General features: G+C 59.2%; 29 protein-coding genes and 1 tRNA gene. 15 read left to right on the top strand and 15 right to left on the bottom strand.

The features are described from left to right. Positions 1-47: 47 nt before the first annotated feature. Both DHN60_RS12930 and gluQRS read left to right on the top strand, forming a co-directional pair. Positions 48-653, top strand: coding sequence for a class I SAM-dependent methyltransferase (locus tag DHN60_RS12930; RefSeq protein ID WP_108837728.1), 606 nt, complete (start codon positions 48-50; stop codon positions 651-653). Then, complete coding sequence (gene gluQRS, locus DHN60_RS12925) at positions 650-1501, top strand: tRNA glutamyl-Q(34) synthetase GluQRS (protein ID WP_108837727.1); 852 nt, start codon at positions 650-652, stop codon at positions 1499-1501. Before DHN60_RS12930 ends, gluQRS begins: the two co-directional genes overlap by 4 nt. Here gluQRS and hisI read toward each other — a convergent pair. Next, positions 1498-1878: a phosphoribosyl-AMP cyclohydrolase gene (hisI, locus tag DHN60_RS12920; protein ID WP_108837726.1), complete on the bottom strand. Its 381-nt coding sequence runs from the start codon at positions 1876-1878 to the stop codon at positions 1498-1500. The two genes, gluQRS and hisI, sit on opposite strands and share 4 nt — an antisense overlap. Positions 1879-1937: 59 nt before the next feature. Here hisI and DHN60_RS12915 point away from each other — a divergent pair, with 59 nt between their 5' ends. Next, a complete protein-coding gene (locus DHN60_RS12915; protein ID WP_108837725.1) occupies positions 1938-2390 on the top strand; it encodes an iron-sulfur cluster assembly scaffold protein in 453 nt (150 codons plus the stop codon). Positions 2391-2587: 197 nt separating this feature from the next. Here the strand turns inward: DHN60_RS12915 and DHN60_RS22835 are convergent, their stop codons facing one another. The 5 genes from DHN60_RS22835 to DHN60_RS12895 all read right to left on the bottom strand — a co-directional run bounded on the left by DHN60_RS22835 (position 2588) and on the right by DHN60_RS12895 (position 8270). Next, positions 2588-2716 carry a hypothetical protein gene (locus DHN60_RS22835; RefSeq protein WP_255415567.1) on the bottom strand — a complete coding sequence of 43 codons (129 nt, stop codon included), beginning with the start codon at positions 2714-2716 and terminating at the stop codon, positions 2588-2590. A 100-nt stretch (positions 2717-2816) separates the two neighbouring features. Then, a complete protein-coding gene (gene recG / locus DHN60_RS12910; protein WP_108837724.1) occupies positions 2817-4904 on the bottom strand; it encodes an ATP-dependent DNA helicase RecG in 2088 nt (695 codons plus the stop codon). Next, positions 4901-7078, bottom strand: coding sequence for an NAD-dependent DNA ligase LigA (gene ligA, locus DHN60_RS12905; RefSeq protein WP_108837723.1), 2178 nt, complete (start codon positions 7076-7078; stop codon positions 4901-4903). The genes recG and ligA overlap by 4 nt, the downstream gene beginning before the upstream one ends. Before the next feature lie 98 nt (positions 7079-7176). Continuing rightward, on the bottom strand, positions 7177-7896 hold the full coding sequence (gene ctrA / locus DHN60_RS12900; protein WP_108837722.1) for a response regulator transcription factor CtrA: 720 nt from the start codon (positions 7894-7896) through the stop codon (positions 7177-7179). Positions 7897-7991: 95 nt separating this feature from the next. Continuing rightward, positions 7992-8270, bottom strand: coding sequence for a DUF1153 domain-containing protein (locus tag DHN60_RS12895; RefSeq protein WP_108837721.1), 279 nt, complete (start codon positions 8268-8270; stop codon positions 7992-7994). Between the two features lie 123 nt (positions 8271-8393). Here DHN60_RS12895 and mnmA point away from each other — a divergent pair, with 123 nt between their 5' ends. From mnmA to DHN60_RS12875, 4 genes are all read left to right on the top strand, one after another. Further along, a complete protein-coding gene (mnmA, locus tag DHN60_RS12890; RefSeq protein WP_108837720.1) occupies positions 8394-9533 on the top strand; it encodes a tRNA 2-thiouridine(34) synthase MnmA in 1140 nt (379 codons plus the stop codon). Between the two features lie 71 nt (positions 9534-9604). Then, positions 9605-10360, top strand: coding sequence for an SDR family NAD(P)-dependent oxidoreductase (locus DHN60_RS12885; protein ID WP_108837719.1), 756 nt, complete (start codon positions 9605-9607; stop codon positions 10358-10360). A 30-nt stretch (positions 10361-10390) separates the two neighbouring features. Continuing rightward, entirely contained in the window at positions 10391-10840 is a 450-nt protein-coding gene (locus tag DHN60_RS12880; protein ID WP_234423631.1) for an MOSC domain-containing protein, read from the top strand. Continuing rightward, complete coding sequence (locus tag DHN60_RS12875; RefSeq protein ID WP_108837717.1) at positions 10837-11388, top strand: sugar O-acetyltransferase; 552 nt, start codon at positions 10837-10839, stop codon at positions 11386-11388. The genes DHN60_RS12880 and DHN60_RS12875 overlap by 4 nt, the downstream gene beginning before the upstream one ends. Here DHN60_RS12875 and DHN60_RS12870 read toward each other — a convergent pair whose 3' ends face one another. The 3 genes from DHN60_RS12870 to DHN60_RS12860 all read right to left on the bottom strand — a co-directional run bounded on the left by DHN60_RS12870 (position 11389) and on the right by DHN60_RS12860 (position 14535). Continuing rightward, positions 11389-13197: an ABC-F family ATP-binding cassette domain-containing protein gene (locus tag DHN60_RS12870; RefSeq protein WP_108837716.1), complete on the bottom strand. Its 1809-nt coding sequence runs from the start codon at positions 13195-13197 to the stop codon at positions 11389-11391. A 104-nt stretch (positions 13198-13301) separates the two neighbouring features. Beyond that, a complete protein-coding gene (locus DHN60_RS12865; RefSeq protein ID WP_108837715.1) occupies positions 13302-14024 on the bottom strand; it encodes a GNAT family N-acetyltransferase in 723 nt (240 codons plus the stop codon). Positions 14025-14091: 67 nt separating this feature from the next. Next, positions 14092-14535 carry an outer membrane protein assembly factor BamE gene (locus DHN60_RS12860; protein WP_108837714.1) on the bottom strand — a complete coding sequence of 148 codons (444 nt, stop codon included), beginning with the start codon at positions 14533-14535 and terminating at the stop codon, positions 14092-14094. A 102-nt stretch (positions 14536-14637) separates the two neighbouring features. Between DHN60_RS12860 and DHN60_RS12855 the strand changes: the two genes are divergently transcribed. The 8 genes from DHN60_RS12855 to DHN60_RS12820 all read left to right on the top strand — a co-directional run bounded on the left by DHN60_RS12855 (position 14638) and on the right by DHN60_RS12820 (position 20565). Then, complete coding sequence (locus tag DHN60_RS12855; RefSeq protein WP_108837713.1) at positions 14638-15195, top strand: DUF177 domain-containing protein; 558 nt, start codon at positions 14638-14640, stop codon at positions 15193-15195. Positions 15196-15404: 209 nt separating this feature from the next. Next, positions 15405-15611 carry a 50S ribosomal protein L32 gene (rpmF, locus tag DHN60_RS12850; RefSeq protein ID WP_108837712.1) on the top strand — a complete coding sequence of 69 codons (207 nt, stop codon included), beginning with the start codon at positions 15405-15407 and terminating at the stop codon, positions 15609-15611. Positions 15612-15651: 40 nt separating this feature from the next. Then, positions 15652-16746, top strand: coding sequence for a phosphate acyltransferase PlsX (plsX, locus tag DHN60_RS12845; protein ID WP_108837711.1), 1095 nt, complete (start codon positions 15652-15654; stop codon positions 16744-16746). Beyond that, a complete protein-coding gene (locus DHN60_RS12840) occupies positions 16743-17714 on the top strand; it encodes a beta-ketoacyl-ACP synthase III (protein WP_108837710.1) in 972 nt (323 codons plus the stop codon). The genes plsX and DHN60_RS12840 overlap by 4 nt, the downstream gene beginning before the upstream one ends. A 130-nt stretch (positions 17715-17844) precedes the next feature. Further along, positions 17845-18147 carry an integration host factor subunit alpha gene (ihfA, locus tag DHN60_RS12835; RefSeq protein WP_108837709.1) on the top strand — a complete coding sequence of 101 codons (303 nt, stop codon included), beginning with the start codon at positions 17845-17847 and terminating at the stop codon, positions 18145-18147. A 5-nt stretch (positions 18148-18152) separates the two neighbouring features. Next, complete coding sequence (locus tag DHN60_RS12830; RefSeq protein ID WP_108837708.1) at positions 18153-19268, top strand: MerR family transcriptional regulator; 1116 nt, start codon at positions 18153-18155, stop codon at positions 19266-19268. 67 nt (positions 19269-19335) lie between these two features. After that, positions 19336-19412, top strand: a tRNA-Pro gene (locus DHN60_RS12825). Between the two features lie 73 nt (positions 19413-19485). Further along, the gene (locus DHN60_RS12820) at positions 19486-20565 is read left to right on the top strand and encodes a 2'-deoxycytidine 5'-triphosphate deaminase (RefSeq protein WP_108837707.1); all 1080 of its coding nucleotides are present in this window, start codon (positions 19486-19488) and stop codon (positions 20563-20565) included. On the opposite strand, the gene DHN60_RS12815 is transcribed toward DHN60_RS12820, so the two are convergent. The 6 genes from DHN60_RS12815 to DHN60_RS12790 all read right to left on the bottom strand — a co-directional run bounded on the left by DHN60_RS12815 (position 20562) and on the right by DHN60_RS12790 (position 25581). Beyond that, on the bottom strand, positions 20562-21833 hold the full coding sequence (locus tag DHN60_RS12815; RefSeq protein ID WP_108837706.1) for a hypothetical protein: 1272 nt from the start codon (positions 21831-21833) through the stop codon (positions 20562-20564). The genes DHN60_RS12820 and DHN60_RS12815 overlap by 4 nt on opposite strands. Before the next feature lie 81 nt (positions 21834-21914). After that, positions 21915-22190 (bottom strand): hypothetical protein, encoded by a 276-nt coding sequence (locus tag DHN60_RS12810; RefSeq protein ID WP_108837705.1) that lies wholly within the window; start codon positions 22188-22190, stop codon positions 21915-21917. Between the two features lie 60 nt (positions 22191-22250). Further along, positions 22251-22913 (bottom strand): SMC-Scp complex subunit ScpB, encoded by a 663-nt coding sequence (gene scpB / locus DHN60_RS12805; RefSeq protein ID WP_108837704.1) that lies wholly within the window; start codon positions 22911-22913, stop codon positions 22251-22253. Further along, positions 22888-23691 carry a ScpA family protein gene (locus tag DHN60_RS12800; protein WP_108837703.1) on the bottom strand — a complete coding sequence of 268 codons (804 nt, stop codon included), beginning with the start codon at positions 23689-23691 and terminating at the stop codon, positions 22888-22890. The genes scpB and DHN60_RS12800 overlap by 26 nt, the downstream gene beginning before the upstream one ends. Then, complete coding sequence (gene nagZ, locus DHN60_RS12795; protein WP_108837702.1) at positions 23684-24688, bottom strand: beta-N-acetylhexosaminidase; 1005 nt, start codon at positions 24686-24688, stop codon at positions 23684-23686. The genes DHN60_RS12800 and nagZ overlap by 8 nt, the downstream gene beginning before the upstream one ends. Further along, a complete protein-coding gene (locus DHN60_RS12790; protein ID WP_234423630.1) occupies positions 24685-25581 on the bottom strand; it encodes an SPOR domain-containing protein in 897 nt (298 codons plus the stop codon). The genes nagZ and DHN60_RS12790 overlap by 4 nt, the downstream gene beginning before the upstream one ends. Positions 25582-25754 lie beyond the last annotated feature (173 nt).

Here is a 25754-nt window from a genome sequence, read left to right as displayed (position 1 = left end):
TATCAAGCCACTGGACGCCGCGTATTTGACGCGGCTAACGTAAGCCCATGACCAAATTCCTCGACAAAGCTTACACCGCCCGCGACGCGGCCTCGACCCGCGTGCTTTATGACGACTGGGCCGCGAGTTACGAAGCGGAAGTGGGCGAACACGGCTATGCCACGCCCGGGCGCTGCGCGGATGCGCTCAAGCACTATGCGGACGACATGAGCGCGCCGTTGCTGGACTTCGGCTGTGGCACGGGCCTGTCCGGCCTTGCCCTGAAACTCGCCGGGTTCGAAACCATAGACGGCGTCGACCTGTCAGCAGAGATGCTGGAAGGCGCGCGCGCAAAAGGCGTCTATCGCCACCTTGACCAGATCGAAGCGGGAGCTGAACTGCCTCGCAAAGATTATGCGCTATGCGCCGCAATCGGGGTTATCGGCGCGGGTGCGGCCCCCATCGAAGTGCTGCACATCCTGATGCGCGCCCTGCCGCGCGACGGCAAACTGGTGTTTTCGTTCAATGACCATGCGCTCGAAGAGCCTGCGAACGAAGCCGGCGTTGCCGAATGGACCGACTGTGGTGCCGCGCGACTGTTGTTCAAGGAACATGGGCCCCACCTGCCAGGGATCGGGTTGAAATCCAACGTCTACGTGCTTGAAAAAGCGTGACATTCACAACAAGATTTGCGCCATCTCCGACGGGCCCTTTGCATTTGGGGCACGCCTATTCGGCTCTGTTGGCCTATGATATGGCCCAAGCTCAAAACGGCACGTTCTTGCTACGGATCGAAGACATCGATCAGACCCGCGCACGTGATCACTGGGAAAGCCAGATTTATGACGACCTTGCATGGCTTGGGGTGAGCTGGCCTGAACCGGTATTGCGGCAATCGGAACGCATGAACTTTTACGCACAAGCGCATGATATATTATGGGAACGAGGCCTGATGTATGTGTGTGACTGCACCCGCCGAGACATCGAAACGGCGCTGAGCGCCCCGCAAGAAGGCGTGCCGCGTCATGGCCCCGATGGGCTCATCTATCCCGGCACCTGTCGTACCCGTCATCCCCGTACTGGCCCGAGGCCGACAGACAAGCCCCTACGGCTGGATATGGCAGCGGCATTGCGTCATCTGACAAAGCCCCTCAGCTACAAAGAGACCGGATTGAACGCGGGGCAAATCACCTGCGGTGATCTGGTCACTACGGTAGGTGACATCGTTCTGGCGCGCCGCGATATGGGTACATCTTACCACCTGTCTGTGGTCGTCGATGACGCGGCCCAAGGCATTACGGATGTGGTGCGCGGCGCCGATTTGGCGGAGGCCACGATGATTCACGTACTGCTGCAAAAGCTTCTGGATGCGCCGACTCCGGCCTATCATCATCACCGTCTGATCCGGGACGAAGCGGGCAAGCGGTTGGCCAAACGCGACGATGCACGCGCGATCTCCAAATACCGCGCAGAAGGTACGTCTCCAGACGATATTCGCGCGATGGTCGACCTGCGGCCCTAAAGCGGTGCCATCAACTCCACTTCGGACCCGTCGGCGACTTCGGTATAAAAACAAGTACGCCGCCCGGTGTGGCAGGCAGGACCCGTCTGGTTTACTTGCATCAGCAAACAATCGCGATCGCAATCCACACGCAGCGACACCAGTTCCTGCACGTGCCCTGACGTCTCGCCCTTGATCCAGAACGCTTGGCGCGAGCGGGACCAATACGTGACTCGCCCCGTTTCCAACGTGCGCGCCACAGCCTCGGCATTCATCCATGCCATCATCAGGACTTCCCCGCTTTCGGCATCCTGCGCGATGGCAGGCACCAGCCCTTGCGCATTATATGCGAGGCTTGCGGGGTCAAAGGGTGTGGTCATGACAAAACCTTTTTGCATCTGGCTTGGGCGGGCTTATGTAGGACGGATAAGTAACCGACACCAGAGCCGGAGGGGACATGCCCGCCGATACCGACCTGATCAAACTCTATTCGACCCGCATTTTGGCGCTGGCGGCGGACATCCCGCACACCAAACGTCTTGCAGACGCACATGCGACGGTCAAAAAACGCTCTCCGTTGTGCGGATCGGCTGTGACAGTGGATGTTTGCGTCGCAGACGGTCGAATCACGGATTTTGCCCAGGATGTGAAGGCCTGCGCTTTGGGTCAGGCGGCAGCGGCTGTCACCGGCCATGCCGTCATTGGACGCAGCCTTGCTGAGATTGAGACTGCCCGAGATGGTCTGCGCGCAATGCTGAAGTCCGGCGGCGACGTGCCAACCGCCCCCTTTGACGGGTTCGAGGTGCTTGCGCCCGCGAAGGATTTCAAAAATCGGCACGCGTCGATCCTGCTTGCCATCGAAGCCACGGCTGAGGCAATGGAACAGGCATTACAGGCGAACTGCGCCTGACCCCTCTTCTGACATGACCAAAAAAAACGCCGCTCATCCGGGGAGGATGGCGGCGCAAGTAAAGCGTGTCTTGCGGGGGACGGATCCGGGTTTCCTGCGGGAAACAGGGTCACCGTGCGGCAGGCAGAGCCGCTTGGTGAGGACGCCAATTGGGACGGGCGCAAAGGTGGATCACAGGCAAGTACGCAGGCAGAAATTCAGATCAATGACGGCAAGTGCAAAGCCACAACCAGCATCACAGTCAACGCGGCAGCACCGATCACATCCTGAAGCAAAGTGGCCTCGGCGCGGGTTGCGACATCTTTGAGTGTGCGGAGTGTGGTCATATCAGTGCCCTTCCTTGAAGTTGCTTCTTTGTTCTCACAATTTTAACACCCCGTAAAGAACTTTTTAAGAACATTTGCGAACTTTCTGGCACTAGACGGCTTAACCGACTGATATCAAACGGATCGCCTCGTCCTGTCTCATCAACCAAAGAAGAACACGGATTGCCGCGCCGCGCGGGCTGGACAGGTCAGGATCATCGGCAAGCGCCTTGCGCGCATCGCTTTGGGCAATGGCCATGAGGTTCGCCTGCCGATCAAGGTCGGCGATACGGAACCGAGGCACGCCCGATTGCGCCGTGCCGATGAGATCACCGTATCCACGCATCTGCAAATCGGTTTCGGCGATCTGAAAGCCGTCTTCGGTGGCGCGCAGCACCTCAAGCCGCTTTTGCCCGGATTCGGACAAGGGCGCCTGATACATCAGCAAACAGGTCGAGGCGGCTTCGCCCCGCCCCACGCGACCGCGCAACTGGTGCAGTTGTGCCAGTCCAAATGTTTCCGCCCGCTCGATCACCATTATGGTCGCGTTGGGGATGTTCACCCCGACTTCGATCACTGTCGTCGCCACCAGCACACCGGTTTCGCCGGCCTGAAACCGAGCCATGGCGGCGTCTTTTTCCGCTGGCGGCATCTGCCCGTGGACCAGCCCGACACGCCCCTCACCCAGTGCCGCGCGCAGACGTTTGAACCGCTCCTCGGCGGCGGTGAGGTCCACGGCCTCGCTTTCCTCGACCAGCGGACAGACCCAGTAGCATTGCCGCCCCTCGTCCATCACCGCTCGCAGGCGCGTGATCACCTCATCCATCCGGTCTGTGCTGACCAGTGCGGTCTTGATCGGTTTGCGCCCCGGTGGTTTTTCATCAAGGATAGAGACGTCCATGTCGCCGTATTGCGCCAGTGCAAGGCTGCGCGGGATAGGCGTGGCGGTCATCACCAGCACGTCCGAGCCAGCCCCCTTTTTCCCCAAGGCGAGCCGCTGGCGGACACCAAAGCGGTGTTGTTCATCGACGATTCCGATGCGCAGATCTTTGAACACCACGTCGTCCTGAAACACGGCGTGGGTGCCAACCAGAATCTGGATGTCACCACGGGCAAGCGCGGCCAGTTTGGCGCGCCGTTCACTGCCCTTGTCGCGCCCTGTCAGAATTTCCAGCACCACACCGGCACTCTCCGCCAGAGGCTGCAAACCCTCAAGATGCTGGCGCGCAAGGATTTCTGTGGGGGCCATCATGACGCCCTGCCCGCCCGCCTCGACAGCGATGAGCAGCGCCATAAAGGCCACCAGCGTCTTTCCGGCACCCACATCGCCCTGAAGCAGGCGGTTCATGCGCGTGGGCCTGGCCATGTCGGCGGCGATCTGTGCAATCGCGCGGTCCTGCGCCCCCGTGGCGGCATAAGGAAGGTCCGCGCGCACCTTGGCCTGCAACCAACCTGTGCCTTGTGTAACCTGCCCCGGCATCTTGCGCTCGGACGCGCGGGCCAGCGCGAGGGTGATCTGATGGGCCAGCAGTTCGTCATAGGCCAGACGGGTGCGCACAAGGCTGGTCGCGGCAAGGTCCGCCTGCCCTTTCGGCGCATGAACCTGTGTCATCGCATCCGCAAAACCGGGCCACTTCGCCGACGCGATCTGGCTGGGGTCGATCCATTCATCAAACGCAGGCATTCGGGTCAGCGCGGCGCGCGTGGCCTTGAACATCGTCTTTTGGGTCACGCCACCGGTCAGTGGATAGACAGGTTCATAAGCGGGGATGTCGCCGGCCTCTTCCACAGGCAGGATGTGGTCGGGATGGACCATGTTGGCGATGCCATCGAACAGTTCGACACGGCCCGACACAACGCGCTCGGCCCCCGTGGGCAGCACTTTGTTCAGGTAATCGCCGCGCCCGTGAAAGAAAACCAGCTGAAACGATGTCTCGGCATCCTCTACATGGATGCGGTAGGCCCCGCCCCGGCCGCGCGCCGGAGTATGTGCGCCAACTTTGATTTTGACGGTAATCGTCGCAGGTAAAACCACGTCTTGAATGCTTTCCCGCAAGGCGCGGTCGATGCCGGTATGAGGCAGCGTAAACAGCAGATCACGCGGGGTGGTGATAGCGAGCCCGCCCATGTGCTGTGCAGTTTTCGGCCCCACCCCTTCCAGCGTTTCAAGATCGGCAAAGAGCGGGAAAAGGATTTCAGGACGGCTCATGCTGTGCCGATCAGGTCCAGCCAGCCGTCTTCGTCCAGCGTTTCAATGCCCAGTTCAGCAGCCTTCTTCGCCTTGGATCCCGCACCAGGGCCCGCAACCAGCAGATCCGTTTTGGCGCTGACAGAGCCTGACACCTTGGCGCCAAGCGATTCTGCGCGCGCCTTAGCCTCGGCGCGCGTCATCTTTTCCAGCGTGCCTGTGAAGACAACCGTTTTGCCCGCGACTGGGCTGCCTTCGGTGTTCGGGCGCGTGGCTTCCTTGATGCTGAGTTGCGCGACAAGTCGGTCGATGCTGGCAATCTCGGCCTCTTGGTTGAACGTCGTGGCCAGCGCATGGGCCATCACAGCGCCCACTCCGTCGATGCTCAGCAGGTCGTCCCATGCCGCATTGCCCTCTTCCGCGTTGCGCATCGCTGTGTCGAAAGCGGCCCAAGTGCCGTAATGCGCGGCCAGCAAATTGGCGGCTGCCTCGCCTACATGGCGGATGCCAAGCGCAAAAATAACGCGATTGAGGTCAATGCTGCGTTTTTCGTCTATGGCGTCGAAAAGATTGGCTGCGGACTTGTCCCCCCAACCTTCGCGGTTCTTGAGTTGCTGAACACCGCTGCCGAAACGGTCGCGCAGCGTGAAGATGTCGGCAGGTTCTGCAATCCATCCATCTGTGTGGAATTGCTCCACCTGCTTGGCACCCAACCCTTCGATGTCAAAGGCGCTGCGCGAGACAAAATGCTTCAGCTTCTCAACGGCTTGCGCGGGGCAAATGAGGCCACCGGTGCAGCGCCGGATGGCGTCGCCGGGCTCGCGCACGGCCTCGCTGTCGCATTCGGGGCACCGTTCGGGCATCCGGAACGGCATCGCGTCGTTAGGCCGCTTGCTCAGATCGACATCCGCCACTTTGGGGATCACGTCGCCTGCCCGATAGACCTGCACCCAATCGCCCACACGTATGTCTTTGCCTGCGCGGATTTCTTCGCCCTTGTTGTCGCGTCCGGCGATGTAATCCTCATTGTGCAGCGTGGCGTTGGACACCACGACGCCCCCCACCGTGACAGGTGTCAGTCGGGCAACTGGAGACAGCGCTCCGGTGCGCCCCACCTGAATATCAATCGCCTCGAGCCGGGTCCAAGCCAGTTCGGCCGGGAATTTGTGCGCCATCGCCCAGCGCGGCGTGGTCGAGCGAAAACCAAGACGTGCCTGCAACGCCAGATCGTTGACCTTGTAAACGACACCGTCGATGTCATAGCCGAGCGCCGCGCGCAGCTGTTCGATCTTGCGGTACTGCGCGATCATCTGTTCCGGACCATCGCACAGCGCTGTCAGGTCGTTGGTTTGAAAGTCCAAAGCCTTAAGCCGTTCGATAGCGCCGTGCTGCGTGTCAGACAGCGGGTCCGATAGCGCGCCCCAAGCATATGCGAAAAAACGCAAGGGACGCGCGCGGGTGATTGCGCTGTCCAATTGGCGCAGCGACCCAGCAGCGGCGTTGCGCGGATTGGCAAAGGGTTTTTGGCCCGCCTCTGTCTGGCGGACATTCAACGCCTCGAAATCCGAGTGAGACATGTAAACCTCGCCGCGCACTTCGAGAACGTCGGGGGCATCTGTCAGCGTTTGGGGGACATCGGCAATGGTGCGGGCATTGGCGGTGACGTTCTCGCCCACTGACCCATCGCCCCGCGTCGCCGCTTGGACAAGCGCGCCGTTCTCATAGCGCAAGGACAGGGACAAGCCGTCAATCTTTGGCTCTGCGGTATAAGCGACAGATGCATCTGCGCTCAGACCAAGGTATTTGCGTACCCGTCCATCGAATTCACCCACATCCGCATCTTCGAACGCATTGGACAGAGACAACATGGCAACAGCATGCGTGACTTTGGAAAACCCCTCCGCTGGGGCGGCGCCAACTTGGTCGGAAGGACTGTCCTGACGTTTCAGGGCAGGAAAACGCGCCTCGATCTCAGCATTTCGGCGTTTGAGCGCGTCATAGTCAGCGTCCGTGATGTCGGGCGCATCATCAGTGTGATACGCGCGATTTGCCTGCTCAAGCAGCTCTGCCAGTCGGGCCAGTTCGGCTTTGGCCGCCTGCACTGACAAGTCTTTGGTGGGTGTATCGGCGCTCACGTCTTTCCCCGCTTGGTTCTGGCCAAGAGATAAAAGCGTGCGCGCGTCGGGTCCAGTCATAGAAGACATATTTGGGAAAAGGAGCTTGGCCTTCCAAATACAAAAAACCGACGCAAGTGAGAACCGCGCCGGTTTCTTGTTAACACATTTGGGTCGGATCAGGCGCCGATGGCCAGCCGTGTGTCATCGCCCTGCTCGACAGGTTCCGGGTCGCGCAGCACATAGCCACGGCCCCAGACAGTTTCGATGTAGTTTTCTCCACCCGTCGCCACGCTCAGCTTTTTGCGCAGTTTGCAGATGAAGACATCGATGATCTTCAATTCAGGTTCGTCCATGCCCCCGTAAAGGTGGTTGAGGAACATTTCTTTGGTCAGGGTCGTCCCTTTGCGCAAAGACAGCAGTTCAAGCATCTGATATTCTTTGCCTGTCAGGTGCACCGCCTTGTTGTCCACGCTCACCGTTTTGGCATCAAGGTTCACGGACACGTTGCCTGTATCGATGACTGACTGCGAATGCCCTTTGGAGCGGCGGATGATGGCGTGAATGCGCGCCACCAATTCCTCTCGGTGAAAGGGTTTGGTCAGATAATCATCAGCACCAAAACCGAACCCTTTGATCTTGTTTTCTGTATCGTCCGTCCCTGACAGGATCAGAATGGGGGTTTCCACACGCGCAAGTCGCAACTGACGCAGCACCTCGTGCCCGTTCATATCCGGCAGGTCGAGGTCCAGAAGGATTAAATCGTAATCATAAAGCTTGGCCAGATCGATACCCTCTTCCCCCAGATCCGTCGCATAGACGTTCAGGTTTGCATGGGTCAGCATTAATTCGATGCTTTTGGAGGTTGTCGGGTCGTCTTCTACAAGCAGCACGCGCATTCAATCGGTCTCCACAATGGGTGTCGGTGTCGAACTAAACGTGAACTGAAAAGGTTAACCACACGTTACTCTTGTGGGATTTGTACAATGACAACCTAAAGTTGTATATACCGTTGCAAAGCGGTCGCCTTCAGTGCCTCTTCGCCATGGTCTGAAACGGCCTGCACCCACCCCAAAAATTCTTCTTCGCTTAAGGAATATCGCTCTAGCGCGTCGGTCTGCGTCAGCAAACCGTATAACACACCACGCACCACCGCCGCTTTGCGTGATGCAACCCAACGGCGAGTGGATCGAGGCGGCAAGTCGGCCCGCGTCAGCACCGTACCATCAGGCAACGTGATTGCGCGCGGCCCATCTACTTTCTTCAAATACATCGCACTGCTCATCTTTAGACTTCGGGCAACATGCGCTTACGGCCCTAATGGCGGGTTAAACCCCCTCTTGAGACTATTTCCCATTTTCATATATATGCGCCTAACCCTCCCGGAGACTTCGCTATGCTTGACCAGTCCGGTCCGCTCAACTCACTGGGCTTTGCCAAAGCCCCTGCCGACACCCGTGTCGTCGTCGCCATGTCTGGCGGCGTGGACAGTTCTGTTGTGGCAGCTGAATTGAAGGCGCAGGGCTACGACGTGGTGGGTGTGACCTTGCAGCTCTATGATCACGGTGCCGCGCTGGCCAAAAAAGGGGCGTGTTGCGCGGGCATCGACATCCATGATGCGCGCCGTGTGGCCGAAGAAATGGGCTTTCCCCATTATGTGCTCGACTATGAAAACGTGTTCAAAGACGCGGTGATAGACGAATTTGCCGACAGCTATCTGGGGGGCGCAACACCTGTGCCCTGCATCCGCTGCAATGAACGGGTAAAGTTCAAGGACCTGCTTGAAACGGCCAAGGACCTTGAAGCCGATTGTATGGCCACGGGCCACTACATCCAGCGCAAGATGGGCGATGCGGGCCCCGAGCTTCACAGTGCTGCCGACGCGAACCGGGATCAAAGCTACTTCCTGTTTTCGACCACGCCTGCGCAGCTCGATTACCTGCGTTTTCCGCTGGGCCACTTGCCGTCCAAGGACGACACCCGCGCACTGGCGGCAAAATATGGGCTGTCCGTCGCGGACAAGCCCGACAGTCAGGACATCTGCTTTGTGCCCAATGGCGACTATGCCGCCGTCATCCGCAAACTGCGCCCCGAGGCCGCCGCCCCCGGTGACATCGTGGATTTGGAGGGGCGCGTGCTGGCGCAACATGACGGTGTGGTCAACTACACCATCGGGCAACGGCGCGGACTGGGGATCGGTGGGTTGGCCGACCCGCTCTATGTGGTGAAACTGGATGCAGATGCCCGTCAGGTGATCGTTGGCCCCAAAGAGATGCTGGCCACACGCACCGTTCCTGTGCGCGAAGTGAACTGGCTGGGCGACGCACCCTTCGCATCGCGCGATGAATGGCAAGTGGCGGTCAAAGTCCGATCGACCCGACCGCCCACTGATGCCGTGATTCGCCCCATCAGCGAGACCGAGGCCACTGTGGAACTGGTCGCTGCCGAAGCAGGCGTGTCGCCGGGACAGGCCTGTGTGTTCTATGATCGGGACTCCAGCCGCATTTATGGCGGGGGCTGGATCCACAAGGGCTGAGCACTCTGCCTTGCCGCGCTCGCACCCTTGCGCTTATGTGGCGCAAGGACTGCGTTAGGGGAGCATGAGCGATGAAACTCGAAACAACCAAAGCCGTTGTAACAGGCGGCGCGTCCGGCCTGGGGGAAGCGACGGCGAGGTACTTTGCGTCTCAGGGCGCGCAAGTGACCCTGCTGGACCGCGATGCCATCCGTGGGGCGCAGGTCGCCGAAGAAATCGGCGGTTTCTTTGCACAAACCGACGTGACCGACGAGGCGTCCGTACAAGCCGCAATTGACATGGGCCTAGACAAGATGGGCGGGATCAGTGCTGCGGTAAATTGCGCTGGGATTGCGTTAGGCATAAAAACCGTGGGCCGGGACGGCCCGCACCCCCTGCCCGCCTTTCAGCAAACAATCGACATCAATCTGGTAGGCAGCTTTAACGTGGCGCGCCTTGCCGCCGCCGCCATGGCCGGGAATGCCCCGGAACCTGATGGCGCGCGCGGGGTGATCATCAACACGGCATCTGTCGCTGCTTTTGACGGGCAAAAGGGACAGGCCGCCTATGCTGCCTCCAAAGGCGGAATTGTGGGCATGACCCTGCCCATGGCGCGTGATCTGGCCAGTTCAGGGGTGCGCGTGATGACCATCGCGCCGGGCATCTTCAAAACCCCGATGCTGGCCGGATTGCCCGACGATGTGCAGGCCTCGCTGGCGGCGGACGTGCCAAACCCAGCACGGCTTGGCGATCCGTCCGAATACGCGCGGCTGGCAGGTTTCATTGTCGAAATGGGATACCTGAACGGCGAGGTGATCCGCTTGGACGGCGCCTTGCGGATGCGATAGAGGACTGCTGCGATGTGGCATGGAAAACTCTTGAGCATTCATACAACGCCGCAGGCACGCGCGCCTATGGTTGGCCATGACATGGCCGAATTGATCGAAGGGGTCGGTATAGCGGGCGACCGTTATGCCAAGGGAATCGATACAGGCACCTACTCTGCCCAACCAGATGTGCGCGAAGTGACACTGATCGAGGTGGAGACGCTGGAGGCGCTGGCACGCGACCATGACATTGTGCTGGCCCCGCAGGAACACCGCCGCAACCTGACCACCCGTGATGTACCGCTCAATCACCTTGTGGGGCGGCAATTCCGAGTGGGCGATGTCGTGTTGGAAGGCGGACGGCTCAACTATCCTTGTCGTTACATCGACATGATCACCAAAAAGACGATCTGTGATCTGCTCGAACACCGCTCAGGCCTTAACTGCCGCATTGTCATGGGCGGCACCATTCGCCCCGGTGATCCGATCCGGCTGGCATGATCAGCGCACAGGCCAATATGGCGTCGGGTGCGTGGTACTCCTGTCTTGATCCTGAGCTTGAAGCCTTGCGGCTCACAGCGCTTGAGGCGGTATTTGCCCACAACCACTTACCACCGTCCGAGCGACGCACTCTGAGTGCGCCGCTCAAAGCGCTTTTTGCCGCGACCGGGGAAAACTGCCTGATCGAAACGCCGTTTCACTGCTCATACGGGATAAACATCCATCTGGGCGACGCAGTTTTTATCAACAGCGGTTGTGTGATCCTTGATAGCGCGCCTGTGCACATTGGCGATGGCACCCTGATTGGAACGGGCGCACAGATCCTATGCGCCGATCACCACCGCGACCCCGTCAAACGCCGTGCCGGGGTCGAACGGGCCGCCCCCGTTTCAATTGGGTCGGATGTGTGGATCGGTGCGGGCGCGATTGTCTTGCCGGGCATCACAATCGGGGATCGTGCCATCATCGGTGCGGGCAGCATCGTAACAAAGAACGTCGAAGCGGGTGCAACTGTCGTTGGCAATCCGGGCCGTGCGCTCACCTTGTGATCAAGCGGACGCCTTTTCCTCAAGCATCAGCCACTCCTCTTCGGCCTCATCCAGCCGGGCCTGTCGTTCGATCAGCGCATCCGTGGCCTTTTGAAACTTCACCGGATTTTCGGTGAACAGGTCCGGATCGCTCATCAACTCCTGAAGCTTGACGATCTCAGCCTCCAGCCGCTCCATCTCTGCAGGCAAGGCCTCAAGACGGTGCTTTTCAGTAAAACTGAGACCCGCTTTGGAGCTCTCGCTTTGCTTTACCTTCGCCGCGTTAGATTTTGATTTCGCAGCTTCTTCTCGCGTGGCAGTGGGGCGGCGTTGAGACTGATAGTCGCTCCAACCACCCGCATAGGCCGTGGCCTTGCCATCCCCCTCCATAGCTATGGTGGTCACGGTCACACGGTCCAGAAAGTCGCGGTCGTGGCTGACGAGCATGACAGTGCCATCATACTGATCGATCAGGTCCTGCAACAGGTCGAGCGTTTCCACATCCAGATCGTTGGTTGGTTCATCAAGCACCAGCAGGTTGCTTGGGCGCGCCATCAGCTTGGCCAACAAAAGCCGTGCCTTTTCACCACCCGAAAGCGAACGTATAGGGGCACGCGCCTGTGCTTCATCAAACAGAAACTCCTTGAGATAGCCCACCACGTGCTTGGGCGCACCGCGCACCATGACCTGATCAGCCTTGCCGCTCACACGCATCTCCGGATCGCCAGTCAGGCTGTCCCAAAGGCTCATATCTGGATCGAGCTGCGCACGGGTTTGATCAAACAGGGCGATCTCGAGGTTGGTGCCGAGGGTCACAGTGCCGCTGTCCGGCGCCTCGCGCCCAATCAGAATGTTAAGCAGTGTGGTCTTGCCCACCCCGTTCGGGCCAACAAAGGCAATGCGGTCGCCGCGCTGGATCGTCAGCGAAAACGGCTCGACAATGACCTTGTCGCCAAACGATTTGGTGACGTCCTTCACCTCGATCACTTTGCGCCCGGACTTGGGTCCAGCCTCAAAGGCCATAGCGGCCGTGCCCTGCCGTTTGATCTGCGAGGACCGTTCGGCGCGCAATTCCTGAAGTGCACGCACCCGGCCCTGATTGCGTTTACGCCGCGCGCTGATTCCTTCCACCGCCCAACGGGCCTCGGCCTTGATCTTGCGGTTAAGTTTGTGTCGCTGCGTATCTTCTTCTTCCCACGTGGTGTCACGCCAGGCTTCGAACGCCTCAAACCCTTTTTCCTGACGGCGTACCATGCCGCGATCGATCCACAGGGTGGCGCGGGCCAGCGCACGCAGAAAGGCGCGGTCGTGGCTGATCAGAACAAACCCTGCACGGGTCGCCTTCAACTCGGATTCAAGCCAGCCGATGGCCTCGATATCCAGGTGGTTTGTCGGCTCGTCCAAAAGCATCAGATCGGGGGATTCGGCCATCAAACGGGCCAGAGCCGCGCGGCGACGCTCACCTCCGGACGCTGTGGACACAAGGCGGGCCGGGTCAAACTTCAATCCCTCACCTGCCCGCTCGACCTTATAAAGGTCCGACGGGTCCAGCCCGTGCATGGCAAAATCACCCAACGTGGCAAAACCTGCCATATCGGGATCCTGCTCCATGTAGCCGACGGACACGCCGGGGCCTGCAACGATCTCTCCGCGATCCGCTTCAACGATGCCAGCCATCACTTTCATCAAGGTCGATTTGCCCGACCCGTTGCGCCCGACAAGCGCGACACGGTCGCCGGGCTGTACAACCAAGGAAAGATCATCAAAGACCGGGTCGCCCCCAAAGGTAAGCGAAATGTCCGAAAGCTGTAAAAGTGGAATGCGTGCCATGGGCGCCAGCTAGTCTCTTGGCCACGCGGGGTCAACTGATGTGGTGCGGGTTTCTTTGTGCCCAAAGTACTGCGGCACTTTTATGGGCTCCCCGCCCCAAGGCATTACCCGATCACAGCCCGCAAAAGACGTTTGCGCGCCGGCGGGATGGCCCCGATCTCGACACCTGTAAAGACATGCAGCGTGTTCATCCGATCATCCACCACAGCATGATCACTGACCCAGCCCCCCATCAGCAGGTAGGTGCGCAGCAAAGGCGGCATGCGCAGCATCGCCTTTTTGGCGTCCGGCTTGCGGCGCAGGCGCGCGGCAAATTTGAAAACCTTGGGCGCTTTGACGCGAGGCAACCAGCGTTTGGGGGCCAGATGACGCGCCTTGAGCATGGCAAAAGCGTCCAGATAATCCGCCGTCTCGGTGCCGGAAAAGGACGAACACCCAAACAGCAATTCAACCCCATTGCCGTCAACATAGGCGGTCATTGCCCCCCATGCGACGCGCAGAATGTCAGGGTCGCGCACCTCTGGGTCCACGCAGAACCGCCCCATCTCGACCATCTTGCCGTCGTAAGCCGCCAAGGCGTCCAGAGCGTAATACTGCGCGGAATAGCTGCGCGAGATTTCCGCGCCTGACAGCGGCATCATGCGAAAACAGCACACCAATGCGTCGTCGCTCAGCCTTCGGATCAGGATGTGAGTGCACAAGAGATCAAACGTGTCCACGTCCCGGTCCAGAGCGAAACAGCGCGCCCTCAAAGCCTGCGCATCTGCAATGTCAGCGGGACATTGCCCCTCGACAGCGCGATAGCGACCTTTTTTCAAACCCATCATGCGCCTTGCTCTGTTCGGTTGCTTTTGACACCACCTAGCACAGATTCGGTCAAAGCATCGTGACGGCTCACCCTCCACCAAAGTCAGGACTGACCTGTCCGATGCCGCCGAGCAATTGGCGGATGAAGGTAACATTGGTGAGGTCAGCATCAGTAACGCGGCGCGTCAGGGCAACCACGCGGCCATCTTCAAGCCCAAAGCTCTCGATGTTGTCCAGAACACCATTCCCGTTAAATGAGATGGCCAACACTTGTCGGTCGATCACTTCGGGGCGGCGCGGGCCAATGGTTTTAACAGTGCTGCGCACATAATAGTAATTGCCCCCCTCCAAAACACCGCCCGCAGTAGGCGGGCCCACGGCATCTTCGACGCTCGAACGGGTGTCGACCCCGACAACCAATTCCTGCAGGTCTTCTTCGGGCGGGATATAACCGTGATTGCGAAATGTCGGTGAACAGGCCGCAAGCCCCAGCGACAGCATCGCCACTGTCAGATATGCCAAGGCGCGCATGTCGGCCCCCTTTATGTGTGCCGCCCCTTGTGTGTGAGGCGCAGTCCTTTTATCTCGACTTACTCAAGGATTGCCTGCGGTTCAAGAAACGAGTTACGCGCCATGGCCAACACACAACCTTCTAGATCTGCCCTCCGGGTCGCTGACCTTGCGCAAAATGCTGGTACAGCGTTTGAAATTGTGCCTGACAAAAGTGCTTTGTCAGCGATGGCCGACATGCTGGAACTGACAAGTTTGCGCAAAGTCCGCTTTGCAGGAGAGGTGCGCGCGCAAGGTAAAGCAGACTGGCTTTTGACGGGCACTTTGGGTGCGACGGTCACACAGCCATGCGCCGTGACGCTGGCCCCGGTCGTCACACGCATCGACACGCCTGTGCGCCGCGTCTACCTGCGCGATTTCGCCGATGAGATCGATGCCCCCGAGGTCGAAATGCCAGAAGATGACGAAGTCGAGAAACTGGGTGCATGGATTGACCCTGATGCCGTGCTGATCGAAGCACTAAGCCTTGCGGTGCCCGACTATCCCCGTGCATCTGGTGTGTCCTTGGGTGAAACAGTTCTGACCGAACCCGGAAAGGCGCCATTGACGGATGAGGCGGTTCGGCCCTTTGCAGGCTTGGCCGATCTGAAGGCAAAGCTGGACAAAGACCCCGGAGAATAGGGGCATCGAGGCGAATTTCGCCTTGCACGTGCGAAAGATATGCGTATTTTGCCGCCCTCACGCCATTTTGGGTTGGACATGGGCGGGGCCTTTGCCTAAACGCACGTCACGCCCAAAGTGGACGACCTAATTTATGCCCGATCCTGGGCGACTTGAAACATGCAACCGCGACCCGCGCGGCTCTGCCCGAACCTCAAAGGCCCATTCCAATGGCTGTGCAACAGAACAAAGTGTCGAAATCGCGCCGCAACAACCGCCGCGCCCACGACAGCCTGACGCCCGCGAATCCCAACGAATGCCCCAACTGTGGTGAGCTGAAACGCCCCCACCACATCTGCGCGGCATGCGGTCACTATGACGACAATGAAATTGTCCCGATGACCGAAGAAGTTGATCTGGAAGACGACGCGGCCTAAGCCTAGGATCAACACAGGCAAAAGAGCTAGGCAGCAGCACATGACGGCCCCCATATCTAAACAGGCCGACACGAACGCCGCTCTCGCGTTTCCTATTATTCTTTCCGTGGACACCATGGGCGGGGATCAAGGCCCCGCCGCTGTTGTTGCGGGCTGTGCAATATCTGCAAAAAAGAATCAGGACCTCGGTTTCATCCTTCATGGGCCGAAGGACGAACTGACGCGCCTTGTCGCGCGCCGCAAGGGTCTGGCCGGGCGGTGTGAAGTGCGTGATGCCACCGGCGTCGTAACAATGGAAGACAAGCCAAGCCATGTGGTGCGCAACGGCAAAGGCACCTCGATGTGGTCTTGCGTCGAAGCAGTGCGCAATGGCGAGGCCACTGTGGCCGTCAGTTGCGGCAACACCGGCGCGCTGATGGCGCTGTCGATGATCCGACTGCGCAAGCTGCCTGGCGTCAACCGCCCCGCCATCGCTGTGCTTTGGCCCTCGCGCAACCCGCAAGGGTTTAACGTAATGCTGGATGTCGGCGCAGATGTGCGTGCAGATGCCGATGACCTGTTGCGCTTTGCGCTGATGGGTGCATCCTATGCCCGCAACGGGATGGATCTGGCCCGCCCGCGTATCGGTTTGCTGAATGTCGGCACCGAAGAGCACAAGGGCCGCACGGAATTGAAAGAAGCCTATGATCTTATTGGCGCACATGCAGATGCAGCAGAGTTCGACTTTGTTGGCTTTGTTGAAGGCGGCGATATTCCGGGCAGCGTGGCCGACGTGATCGTGACGGACGGATTTACCGGGAATGTGGCCATCAAAACGGGCGAAGGCACCGCGAGCCTGATCGGCGAGTTGCTGCGCGAGGCGTTCAAATTCTCGCCCTTGTCACGCCTTGCGTACCTGCTCTCCTTTACCTCGATGAACCGCCTCAAAAAGCGGATCGATCCACGGCGCAACAATGGTGGTGTGTTTCTGGGCCTGAACGGCACCGTCGTGAAATCCCACGGCAGTGCAGATGCAACGGGCGTTTCAGCAGCCCTGAAACTGGCTGCCCAGCTGGCCGAATTGCGCTTTAGCGACAAGCTGGCTGCGCGCGTGGCAGCAGCCGGCCCAACCGGAGAAAAGAGCGAAACATCATGACTTTGCGTGCCGTAATCAAAGGTGCAGGTCACTACCTGCCTGCGCGTGTGGTCGAGAACTCTGAGTTCGAGGCGACGCTGGATACGAGCGACGAGTGGATCAAGTCCCGCTCTGGCATTGAACGCCGCCATTTCGCGACAGAAGGCGATACAACGTCCTCAATGGCCTGCGCTGCTGCTACGGCTGCGCTGAAAGATGCGGGGATGGTGGCTGATGATATTGATGCCATCGTTCTGGCGACGTCCACGGCGGACTTTACCTTCCCATCCGCTGCGACGATGGTTCAGGCCCAACTGGGTATGACCCGTGGCTTTGCCTTTGATGTGCAGGCAGTTTGTGCGGGGTTCATCTATGCACTGGCCAATGCCAACGCACTGATCGTGTCCGGACAGGCCAAAAGGGCGCTGGTGATCGGTGCAGAGACGTTTTCAAAGATCATGGATTGGACCGATCGTGGCACTTGTGTGCTATTCGGAGACGGTGCCGGTGCGGTTGTGCTGGAGGCACAAGAAGGCGCAGGCTCGCCCGAAGATCGCGGCATCCTATCGACGGATCTAAATTCCGACGGACGGCTGCGTGATCTGCTTTATGTGGATGGCGGCGTCAGCACAGGCACTTCGGGCTATTTGCGCATGCAAGGGAATCAGGTGTTCCGCCATGCGGTCGAAAAACTGGCGGCAACCGCCAATACGGCGATGGACAAGGCCGGTGTAAGTGCCGAGGACGTCGACTGGATCGTTCCCCATCAGGCCAACATCCGCATCATTCAGGGAACGGCCAAGAAGATGGGCGTTGCGATGGACCGGGTCGTTGTGACCGTGCAAGACCATGGCAACACCTCGGCGGCTTCCATTCCGTTGGCACTGTCTGTGGCGCGCGCAAATGGGCAGATCAAAGCCGGTGATCTGGTCGTGACCGAAGCGATTGGCGGCGGTCTGGCATGGGGTGCAGTTGTCTTGCGCTGGTAAGATCATCGCGCATTATGCTGCAATAGGCCCTAATTACCCGTTTTGCCTGCAGATTCCCGCCACTCTGCAAGTCATTGATATTGACTCGGAATTTCCCCTCAACCTATGCTTTGTAAAAGGGGAGTGATTTATGGCTGACAAGACATTGACGCGGATGGACCTGAGCGAAGCGGTATTTCGCGAGGTTGGACTGTCACGCAACGAAAGCGCGCAACTTGTAGAAAGCGTGCTGGATCACATGTCCGACGCTTTAACGCGCGGCGAGCAAGTGAAGATTTCTTCCTTTGGTACGTTTTCGGTCCGGGACAAATCTGCCCGCGTCGGCCGCAACCCCAAGACCGGCGAAGAAGTGCCCATCAACCCACGTCGGGTCCTGACCTTTCGCCCCTCGCATCTGATGAAAGATCGCGTGGCAAGCGGGAACAAATCGTAAGTCAAATGGCAAAATCTGCAGACGCCTTTCGCACCATCTCTGAAGTGGCCGAGTGGCTGGGCGTGCAGACCCATGTTCTGCGTTTCTGGGAAAGCAAGTTCACCCAGGTCAAACCGGTAAAACGTGCAGGCGGACGTCGGTATTATCGCCCCGCCGACATGCTGCTTTTGGGTGGCATTCGCAAGTTACTGCATGATGATGGCCTGACGATCAAAGGCGTGCAAAAGATCCTGCGCGAGGACGGAATCGCCCACGTCTCCGATCTGTCGTCCCCTCTTGATGATGACACGGCCGCCCAACTGGATGCGGATCTCGTCTCAAAAACTGACGCAGATATCGACTCAGCGCCCAAACCAACACCAATCGCCGAAAGCCTTGATCAGGCACCAGAGCACTCCCGACTGGGCGCGCCGCCCCCAATGGCCGCGCAGACGGAACAGAGTGAAGACGCCGCGGCCTCCCTGCCCTCTTTCATGCGCGGCTCAGAACCTGCGCCAGAGGCAGATGTCACGCCACGCGCGTCGGACGTGCCGACACTTACGCCCGAAATGGGTGGCTTTGACGCGGGCACAGAAATGTCGGATGCGGGCGCGGACGATACCCCCCCGGATGAGGCCAGCCCACCGCAAGAGACATACGCGCCAGTGCCCGAAGACGTGCCTGCCACTCCGCCGGAGGTCCCGGTTGCAACCTTCGCACCTGAGCCGACAGCGCCGGATGAGGTGCAAGAGCCAGCTTTGTTCAGCTTTGGTGCGCCTGAAACGCCTGCAAGCGAGGATGCGCCCGCCGAAGCAACCGTTGAAACAGGATTTGCAGACGAAACGCCGGCGGAGGCATCCACAGAGCCATCACAATCAGAACCCACCCCCGATACGACGCCGATGTTCACGCACACCGAATCTGATGCTGAGCCCGAGCCTGCAGCGCCTCCGCGCCCACGTATCGTAGATGTGCCAGACGATGACGGAATCGACGCCGCGGATTTCTCTCCATCGCTCCTTACACGGGCGACGACGCTGCGCCAGCTGACACCCGCGCAAGCCGACGCGTTGCGCCCACTTGTGGCCCAATTGACGGCGCTGAGGGACCAGATGGCCCGTGCGCGGCAAGATCAGCGATAAAGAGACGACAACCTTTGCGCATTCACCCTTGCCTCGGGCCGGAATTCGGGTATGACACGCTTCACGTCGGGCTATGGCGCAGCCTGGTAGCGCGTCCGTCTGGGGGACGGAAGGTCGCAGGTTCGAGTCCTGCTAGCCCGACCATTTACACCCGCCCCAGCGCTACGGGGCCTATCCAACTCTCCGCTTTGACATGTATTGACGACGAGGGGACGAGATGACCGGTGTACTTGCAGACAGCCAACTGACGGACATGATCGCGCGTGGCGAGATTTCGGCGCGCCCTGCCGTTACTTCTGCCCAAATCCAACCCGCCAGCCTTGATCTGCGCCTTGGGCAGGTCGCCTACCGCGTGCGGGCTTCGTTTCTTGCCGGACATGGGCGCACTGTTGCCGACCGGCTCGAAGAGTTTGAGATGCACCGCGTGGATCTGAACGATGGCGCGGTTCTGGAAAAGGGGTGCGTCTATGTTGTCCCGCTTATGGAGCGTTTGTCCCTGCCCGCCGATGTCCAGGCGGTAGCGAATGCCAAAAGCTCAACTGGCCGCCTTGATCTGCTGACGCGCACGATCTGCGATGGCGGGACCGAGTTTGACCGCATTGTTCCCGGCTATGATGGCCCGCTATACGCTGAAATCTGTCCGCGTTCGTTTTCGGTGCTGGTGCGTCGGGGTATGCGACTGAACCAGATCAGGTTTCGGGCCGGGCAAGCGGTGTTAAGTGACGCCGACCTCACCGCGTTACACACTGACATGCCGCTGGTGGACGGAGACGCCGTGATTGACGACGGCCTAGGCTTTTCCGTGGATCTGCGTCTGCCCAACACAACTCTGGTGGGCTATAGGGCCAAACCCCACACCGGCGTTATCGATCTCGACAATATCGGGCACTATGCCCCTGCCGATTTCTGGGAAGAGGTCCACAGCAGCGATGGTCATATCATTCTGGACCCCGGCGCCTTCTACATTCTGGTGAGTCGCGAGGCGGTCCATATTCCCCCTGATTACGCTGCCGAAATGACACCATACCTTGCGATGGTCGGGGAATTTCGCGTGCACTACGCAGGATTCTTTGATCCGGGCTTTGGTCACGATGCGGCTGGCGGTGCTGGCGCGCGCGGCGTGCTTGAGGTGCGCTGTCACGAAGCGCCCTTTGTGCTGGAACACGGGCAAATCGTGGGTCGGTTGATTTACGAGCGCATGGCTGTGCGTCCAGCACAGCTTTACGGAACAGGCATTGCCTCAAACTATCAGGGGCAAGGCCTGAAGCTGTCCAAACACTTCGCGGCCCCCGCCTAGTTGTTCGGCGGTTCTGTCGCTGCTGCGGGTTGGGGTTGTTCTACGACCGCTGCCTCTGTTGTACCGCCTTCCCCATTCCCATTCCCATTCCCATTCGCATTGCCGTTGTCATTGTTCTCGTCTGTTGCGAATAGACGCTTGCCCGCCGCCTGAATCGAGGCGAAGGCGTCTTCGGCCATAAAACCGGACAGGAAGGCCACAAAAGCAACGGTGTAAGGGCTCAGTTCAACATTTTCGGCACTGCCCCCCCCTTGGGTCAGGGCCAGCATACCCGCCCCGGAAAACAGAAAGATCGCAATCGCCGCCGCGATCCCCTCGCCCACATTCACGAATAGACGGCTCAAGGTCAGGTCTGCAGAACTGGTGGAAGAGTAATAGCGGCGTGAAAACGCAACCACTGTGCCCAAAGCACCTGCAGCGATTGTCACGATCAGGGTCAGAAAAATAGTCGGGAAGCTGACCAGCCGTAACAACAAATCAGGCGCGATCGGCAAGTCCAGAGACAGCGACGACAGACGCGCACGGATCACGGACTCAAGGGGCAGAACCCGCCGAAGAGCTGCGATATTTTCGTCATTCAAGCGGTTACGGTCCTCGCGCGCCGCAATCTGATCCTCGATCAATTCGCCTTCCTGCTGAACAGCGTGGGAGGCTGCGTTCGCCGCTTCGATATCGCCCAGTGCCAGTTTCAGAGCAATCTTGGCAGCATTGCTGAGGTCCACGTAACTGGCGCGTGCATCTTCATCGAGGTCTGCCGCGTCAATTCCTGTGTCCAACACCGTGAGCAATTCTGTCAGCTTGGCAAAAGGTTGCAGATCCTCATCATTGACCGTGTTTTCATATTTGAACCGATCTGGACCGGTCAGAGCATATTGATAGTCGGCCAAGTCAATAATGGTGCGATTAACGAACAGTCGCATCTCTTCGCGTTCCCGGGCAATCGGACCAAAGGAAATTTTGACCTGCGCCTCATTTTCGGAGAGCCGCTGTCGCAAAGCCCGTATCTCAGCAGCTACGATCAGCTTGTCATCTTCGATCGCTTTTTCACGGCGCAGCAAAAAAACGTTGTTGTCGATATCGGTATCAATTTCGATTTCACCCGCAGCCTCGTCAGCCAAAATAATGGGCGGATTGGCCTGCCAAGTGGTGCGGAAAATGTAAGTGCCGAAGCCGAAGGTCACCATCGACACAAAGAGCACATAAAGCAGGATAACCGTGATGCCCAATGACACCGAGGACGCGCGCACGCCAATATTCTGATCAGCCATAACCCAAATTCCCATCCTTAAAATAATGGGTTTGAAGCTAGGCTACTACCTATGCGCGATCAACGGTGGAATTCCGGACCACTAGCCGGTGTTGGTGCCGGCCGCGGCCGTTGCCGCGCGGGCCGCACGCTTGGCGGCCAATTTGCGCTGTATCTTGGCATCGTTGGGCCCGAGTTCAGCCTGTGGGGCGGGCGGCGCTTGGGTGTGCTGTGGTTGGGTGTGCTGTGGTTGGGATCGCGGCGCAGGCTGCGCGCCGCGCACACCCGAGAACTTCCTCATCCCAGCATTGATGCCGCCATTGATCGCCTTACGCATAACAATGCGGACAACTAAATTGATAATCTGATTGGCATTCATGGAACTGCTCCTGCCTTACGATTTGCCCCCAATATAAGGCAGAATGCGGCGATTTTCGGGTCAATCCTCGAAAAGTTCGCTTTGACCTTCGACGTCCTCGTCTTCGTCCTCGCTTTCTGGACCGGGCGTCAAACCCGGCGCGGGCCGGTTTTCCAGCAGACCAGCGGCGCGCAATTCCTTGAGCCCCGGCAGATCGCGTGCATTTTCGAGCCCAAAGTGGTCAAGGAACGACTGCGTCACCACAAATGTCACGGGCCGTCCCGGTGTCATCTTGCGACGCCCAAAACGAATCCACTCCAGTTCGAGCAATTGATCCACAGTGCCACGGCTGACACTGACACCCCGAATTTCCTCGATCTCGGCGCGGGTGACAGGCTGGTGGTAGGCAATAATAGCCAGCGTTTCGATGGCAGCACGCGACAGTTTACGGGTTTCCACCGTTTCCTTTTGCATAAGGAACCCGAGGTCAGGCGCCGTGCGAATGGCCCAGGCATCACCGACTTTCATGACTGCAACGCCGCGCCCTTCGTAGCGTTTGCGCAAATAGACCAGCGCCTCGGCCGGATCGCAGCCATGGGGCATACGTGCGCTCAACTCCGCGACGGTGATGGGATCAGCGGTGGCGAACAGGATCGCTTCGACCATGCGTTCCTGCTCAGCTATCGGAGGGGCCTCAAACAGGCTTTCTTCTTGATGTTCAACTGGTTCTGTCACGGGGCTCATCTCTTTTGCGCAATTGAATGGGCGCGAAGGTATCAGTCTGACGGATTTCTAAGTGACCCTCTTTTACCAGTTCGAGGCTGGCGGCGAACGTCGCAGCTGTAGCCGAGCGGCGCTTGATCGGGTCCATCTCCCAACCTTCTGGCAAATAGGAAAGAATGTCAGTCCATTCCCCTGCATAGCCGATCAATCCGCGCATCCGCTCCAATGCCTGCTCCATCGTAAAGACCGCGTCTCTGTCCATTACGAAGGGCCGGAATTCGTCGCGCGTGCGAATGCGGGCGTATCCCTGCATCAAGTCGAGCAAGGTCGCCGAATAGGTCACCTTGCGCACCCGCGTCACCATTTCGGATTGCCCGCGGGCAAAGAAGTCGCGCCCCAGCCGGTCGCGCGCCATCAGTTTGGCGGCAGCGTCGCGCATGGCCTGCAAGCGTTCGAGTTGAAAGGCGAGGTGCGCTGCAAGATCCTCGCCCGATGGCCCCTCTTCGGTCGGGTCCGGGGGCAGCAACAGCCGGGATTTAAGAAAAGCGAGCCATGCGGCCATCACCAGATAGTCAGCCGCCAGTTCAAGGCGCAGCGCTTTGGCTTTTTCGACAAAGGCGAGGTACTGGCGGGCCAGTTGCAGGACCGAGATTTTGCGCAGATCCACCTTTTGCGTGCGGCTGAGGGTCAGCAGCAGGTCAAGCGGCCCTTCATACCCATCCACGTCGACAATCAGTGCCTCCGCCGCAAGGCGCTCAGCCACAGACATCGTGTCTTCCTGGAATGTGTCTTCAGCCATATGGTCGCCCGCTCAACAGCGTCTCAAGTTCGGCTGTCAGCTCGGCAATGTCAATGTCGTCAGGGGCGCGGCGCGCGGCCAAAGCGGCCTCGGCGCGGGTTTGGGCGGCTTGTGTCATTTGCCCGGCGGCATCCGCACAGGCGATGCGATCGGCAAGCGGCGCATTGCAATGGAGGATCACGTCGCACCCTGCGGCCAACGCGCCTTTGGCGATCTGTGGGACTGTACCGCTAAGCGCCTTCATCCCGATGTCGTCGGTCATGATCAGCCCGCCAAAGCCGATATCATCCCGTACCAGCGCCATGGTGTCAGGCGACAGGGTTGCCGGGGCGTCATCAATGTCGCTGTAGACCACATGGGCCGTCATCCCCATAGGCAGGTCGTTAAGGGTGCGGAACGGGGCAAAGTCCGTCTCGCGCAATTCGTCCAGTTCGGTATCGACACGGGGCAAATCGAAATGACTGTCCAGATCGGTGCGCCCATGTCCCGGAATGTGTTTCAGAACGGGCAGGACGCCTCCATCCAACAGACCGTTGGTCGCGGCACGGCCCAGGGTCGCAACATCGCCCGGGGTATTACCATAGCAGCGGTTGCGCAGAAATTCGTGTGTGTGGTTCACGATCAGATCGACCATCGGAGCGCAGTTGCTGTCGATGCTCAATGCTTTAAGTTCGTGGGCTATGTGTCTGTGGCGTAGATACATTGCACGCTCGGCATCATCCCCGGCGGCGCGGATGAAATCAAGCGGTGCTGCCCATTCTGTCCACGTGGGACCACGCAGACGCTGTACGCGCCCACCTTCCTGATCAATGGTAATCGGTGCCTCACGCCCGACAGCATCCCGCATCTCGGAGCACAAAGCATAGATCTGATCAGGCTCAGAAATGTTGCGGGCAAACAGGATGAACCCGAACGGATCGGACTCGCGAAAGAATGCCGCCTCATCCTTGCTCAGACGCAGCCCGTCGGCGTCCAGAATGGTTGCGCCAAAGTTCATCTGGTCACAACTGGAATACAGTCCGCCCCTTCGGTCACGAGGGCCGAGCAAAAGCGGCGCGCATCGCTCAGATCCGTAAACCCGTGCGCTCGAAGCCGGTAAAAGGTGCGCCCTCCACTTTCCGCAGTTTGAATGATGCGGTCTTTACCCTCCAGATAGTCGCCAAATCTCTGTTCCATCTTGTCCCACTCGGCGCGGGCAATCTCTGGCGTGTCGAAGGCACCAAGTTGAACCAGACGCGTTCCTGTGGGAATGGATGCCGCATCAATGTCCTTGACCGTTTCTTTGACCGGTGCAGAGGCAGGCACCACAACCGCCGGAGCGGAACGGGGGCGCAATTGGGGGCGGTAGCTTTGCTTTGGGCCGGGGCCGGTGACCACAGCTGCTATTTCTTCCGGTTTTGGCGGGGCGGCGACACTGACCAACACGGGTTTGATTTCGTCTTCGGCAACTGCAGTGGTCCCGATTGGGGTTGTCCCTTGGGTCAACTGGCGCACAATCTCATCAACCTCACCGTTTTGCAGCGCAAGTGCTACGTTGATTGGTTCCGCTTCCAAGCTGGCAACCACGTCAAGAGGAGCGGGTTGTTGCACAGGGGCCACTGGCTCGGTGATCATTGGCTGATCTTCCTCACTCAGATCTACCGGCCGCGGCGCGAGCGTCAGGCTATCTACAGGGCCCGAAGCCTCACCGGCACCGGCGACTTCGTTCACGGCAAGGCCTGTGTTTTGTGCCAACTGCCCACCCGGTTCTTCGGGTCGAATGCGCATCTCGCCTTGCGTGGCACGCACAACTGGAATGCCTGTTACATCGCGCACAACCAATTGATAGCCCCACACCGCGACCCCTGCGATCAAGGCAATCGACGTGACACCCCCCGCAAGGTTTGCCATGTTTCTAAAAGGATTAGAGCGCGACGTTGAAGTTGTTTCTGGTGCGTGCCCCACATGACCCACGTTGTGGGTATAGTGCATATCTGCCATCTCTGCCTCGTTGCCCACGCCGATACGTGCCCGCGCGGGTCATCTGATTGTACGGCACCCGAAAGCCCTGGGTGCATCTTGGA

The organism is Tateyamaria sp. Alg231-49 (genome assembly GCF_900143535.1).
Taxonomy (GTDB): Bacteria; Pseudomonadota; Alphaproteobacteria; order Rhodobacterales; family Rhodobacteraceae; genus Tateyamaria.
This window is presented reverse-complemented; position numbering and strand designations above follow the sequence as displayed.

What these genes read in the sequence shown, in the direction of transcription:
- DHN60_RS12930 (WP_108837728.1), top strand. Translation starts at nt 48, where the DNA reads ATGACCAAATTCCTCGACAAAGCTTACACCGCCCGCGACGCGGCCTCG.
- hisI (WP_108837726.1), bottom strand. Translation starts at nt 1,878, where the DNA reads ATGCAAAAAGGTTTTGTCATGACCACACCCTTTGACCCCGCAAGCCTC.
- DHN60_RS12915 (WP_108837725.1), top strand. Translation starts at nt 1,938, where the DNA reads ATGCCCGCCGATACCGACCTGATCAAACTCTATTCGACCCGCATTTTG.
- DHN60_RS22835 (WP_255415567.1), bottom strand. Translation starts at nt 2,716, where the DNA reads ATGACCACACTCCGCACACTCAAAGATGTCGCAACCCGCGCCGAGGCC.
- recG (WP_108837724.1), bottom strand. Translation starts at nt 4,904, where the DNA reads ATGAGCCGTCCTGAAATCCTTTTCCCGCTCTTTGCCGATCTTGAAACG.
- ligA (WP_108837723.1), bottom strand. Translation starts at nt 7,078, where the DNA reads ATGACTGGACCCGACGCGCGCACGCTTTTATCTCTTGGCCAGAACCAA.
- ctrA (WP_108837722.1), bottom strand. Translation starts at nt 7,896, where the DNA reads ATGCGCGTGCTGCTTGTAGAAGACGACCCGACAACCTCCAAAAGCATC.
- DHN60_RS12895 (WP_108837721.1), bottom strand. Translation starts at nt 8,270, where the DNA reads ATGTATTTGAAGAAAGTAGATGGGCCGCGCGCAATCACGTTGCCTGAT.
- mnmA (WP_108837720.1), top strand. Translation starts at nt 8,394, where the DNA reads ATGCTTGACCAGTCCGGTCCGCTCAACTCACTGGGCTTTGCCAAAGCC.
- DHN60_RS12885 (WP_108837719.1), top strand. Translation starts at nt 9,605, where the DNA reads ATGAAACTCGAAACAACCAAAGCCGTTGTAACAGGCGGCGCGTCCGGC.
- DHN60_RS12875 (WP_108837717.1), top strand. Translation starts at nt 10,837, where the DNA reads ATGATCAGCGCACAGGCCAATATGGCGTCGGGTGCGTGGTACTCCTGT.
- DHN60_RS12870 (WP_108837716.1), bottom strand. Translation starts at nt 13,197, where the DNA reads ATGGCACGCATTCCACTTTTACAGCTTTCGGACATTTCGCTTACCTTT.
- DHN60_RS12865 (WP_108837715.1), bottom strand. Translation starts at nt 14,024, where the DNA reads ATGATGGGTTTGAAAAAAGGTCGCTATCGCGCTGTCGAGGGGCAATGT.
- DHN60_RS12860 (WP_108837714.1), bottom strand. Translation starts at nt 14,535, where the DNA reads ATGCGCGCCTTGGCATATCTGACAGTGGCGATGCTGTCGCTGGGGCTT.
- DHN60_RS12855 (WP_108837713.1), top strand. Translation starts at nt 14,638, where the DNA reads ATGGCCAACACACAACCTTCTAGATCTGCCCTCCGGGTCGCTGACCTT.
- rpmF (WP_108837712.1), top strand. Translation starts at nt 15,405, where the DNA reads ATGGCTGTGCAACAGAACAAAGTGTCGAAATCGCGCCGCAACAACCGC.
- plsX (WP_108837711.1), top strand. Translation starts at nt 15,652, where the DNA reads ATGACGGCCCCCATATCTAAACAGGCCGACACGAACGCCGCTCTCGCG.
- DHN60_RS12840 (WP_108837710.1), top strand. Translation starts at nt 16,743, where the DNA reads ATGACTTTGCGTGCCGTAATCAAAGGTGCAGGTCACTACCTGCCTGCG.
- ihfA (WP_108837709.1), top strand. Translation starts at nt 17,845, where the DNA reads ATGGCTGACAAGACATTGACGCGGATGGACCTGAGCGAAGCGGTATTT.
- DHN60_RS12830 (WP_108837708.1), top strand. Translation starts at nt 18,153, where the DNA reads ATGGCAAAATCTGCAGACGCCTTTCGCACCATCTCTGAAGTGGCCGAG.
- DHN60_RS12820 (WP_108837707.1), top strand. Translation starts at nt 19,486, where the DNA reads ATGACCGGTGTACTTGCAGACAGCCAACTGACGGACATGATCGCGCGT.
- DHN60_RS12815 (WP_108837706.1), bottom strand. Translation starts at nt 21,833, where the DNA reads ATGGCTGATCAGAATATTGGCGTGCGCGCGTCCTCGGTGTCATTGGGC.
- DHN60_RS12810 (WP_108837705.1), bottom strand. Translation starts at nt 22,190, where the DNA reads ATGAATGCCAATCAGATTATCAATTTAGTTGTCCGCATTGTTATGCGT.
- scpB (WP_108837704.1), bottom strand. Translation starts at nt 22,913, where the DNA reads ATGAGCCCCGTGACAGAACCAGTTGAACATCAAGAAGAAAGCCTGTTT.
- DHN60_RS12800 (WP_108837703.1), bottom strand. Translation starts at nt 23,691, where the DNA reads ATGGCTGAAGACACATTCCAGGAAGACACGATGTCTGTGGCTGAGCGC.
- nagZ (WP_108837702.1), bottom strand. Translation starts at nt 24,688, where the DNA reads ATGAACTTTGGCGCAACCATTCTGGACGCCGACGGGCTGCGTCTGAGC.
- DHN60_RS12790 (WP_234423630.1), bottom strand. Translation starts at nt 25,581, where the DNA reads ATGGCAAACCTTGCGGGGGGTGTCACGTCGATTGCCTTGATCGCAGGG.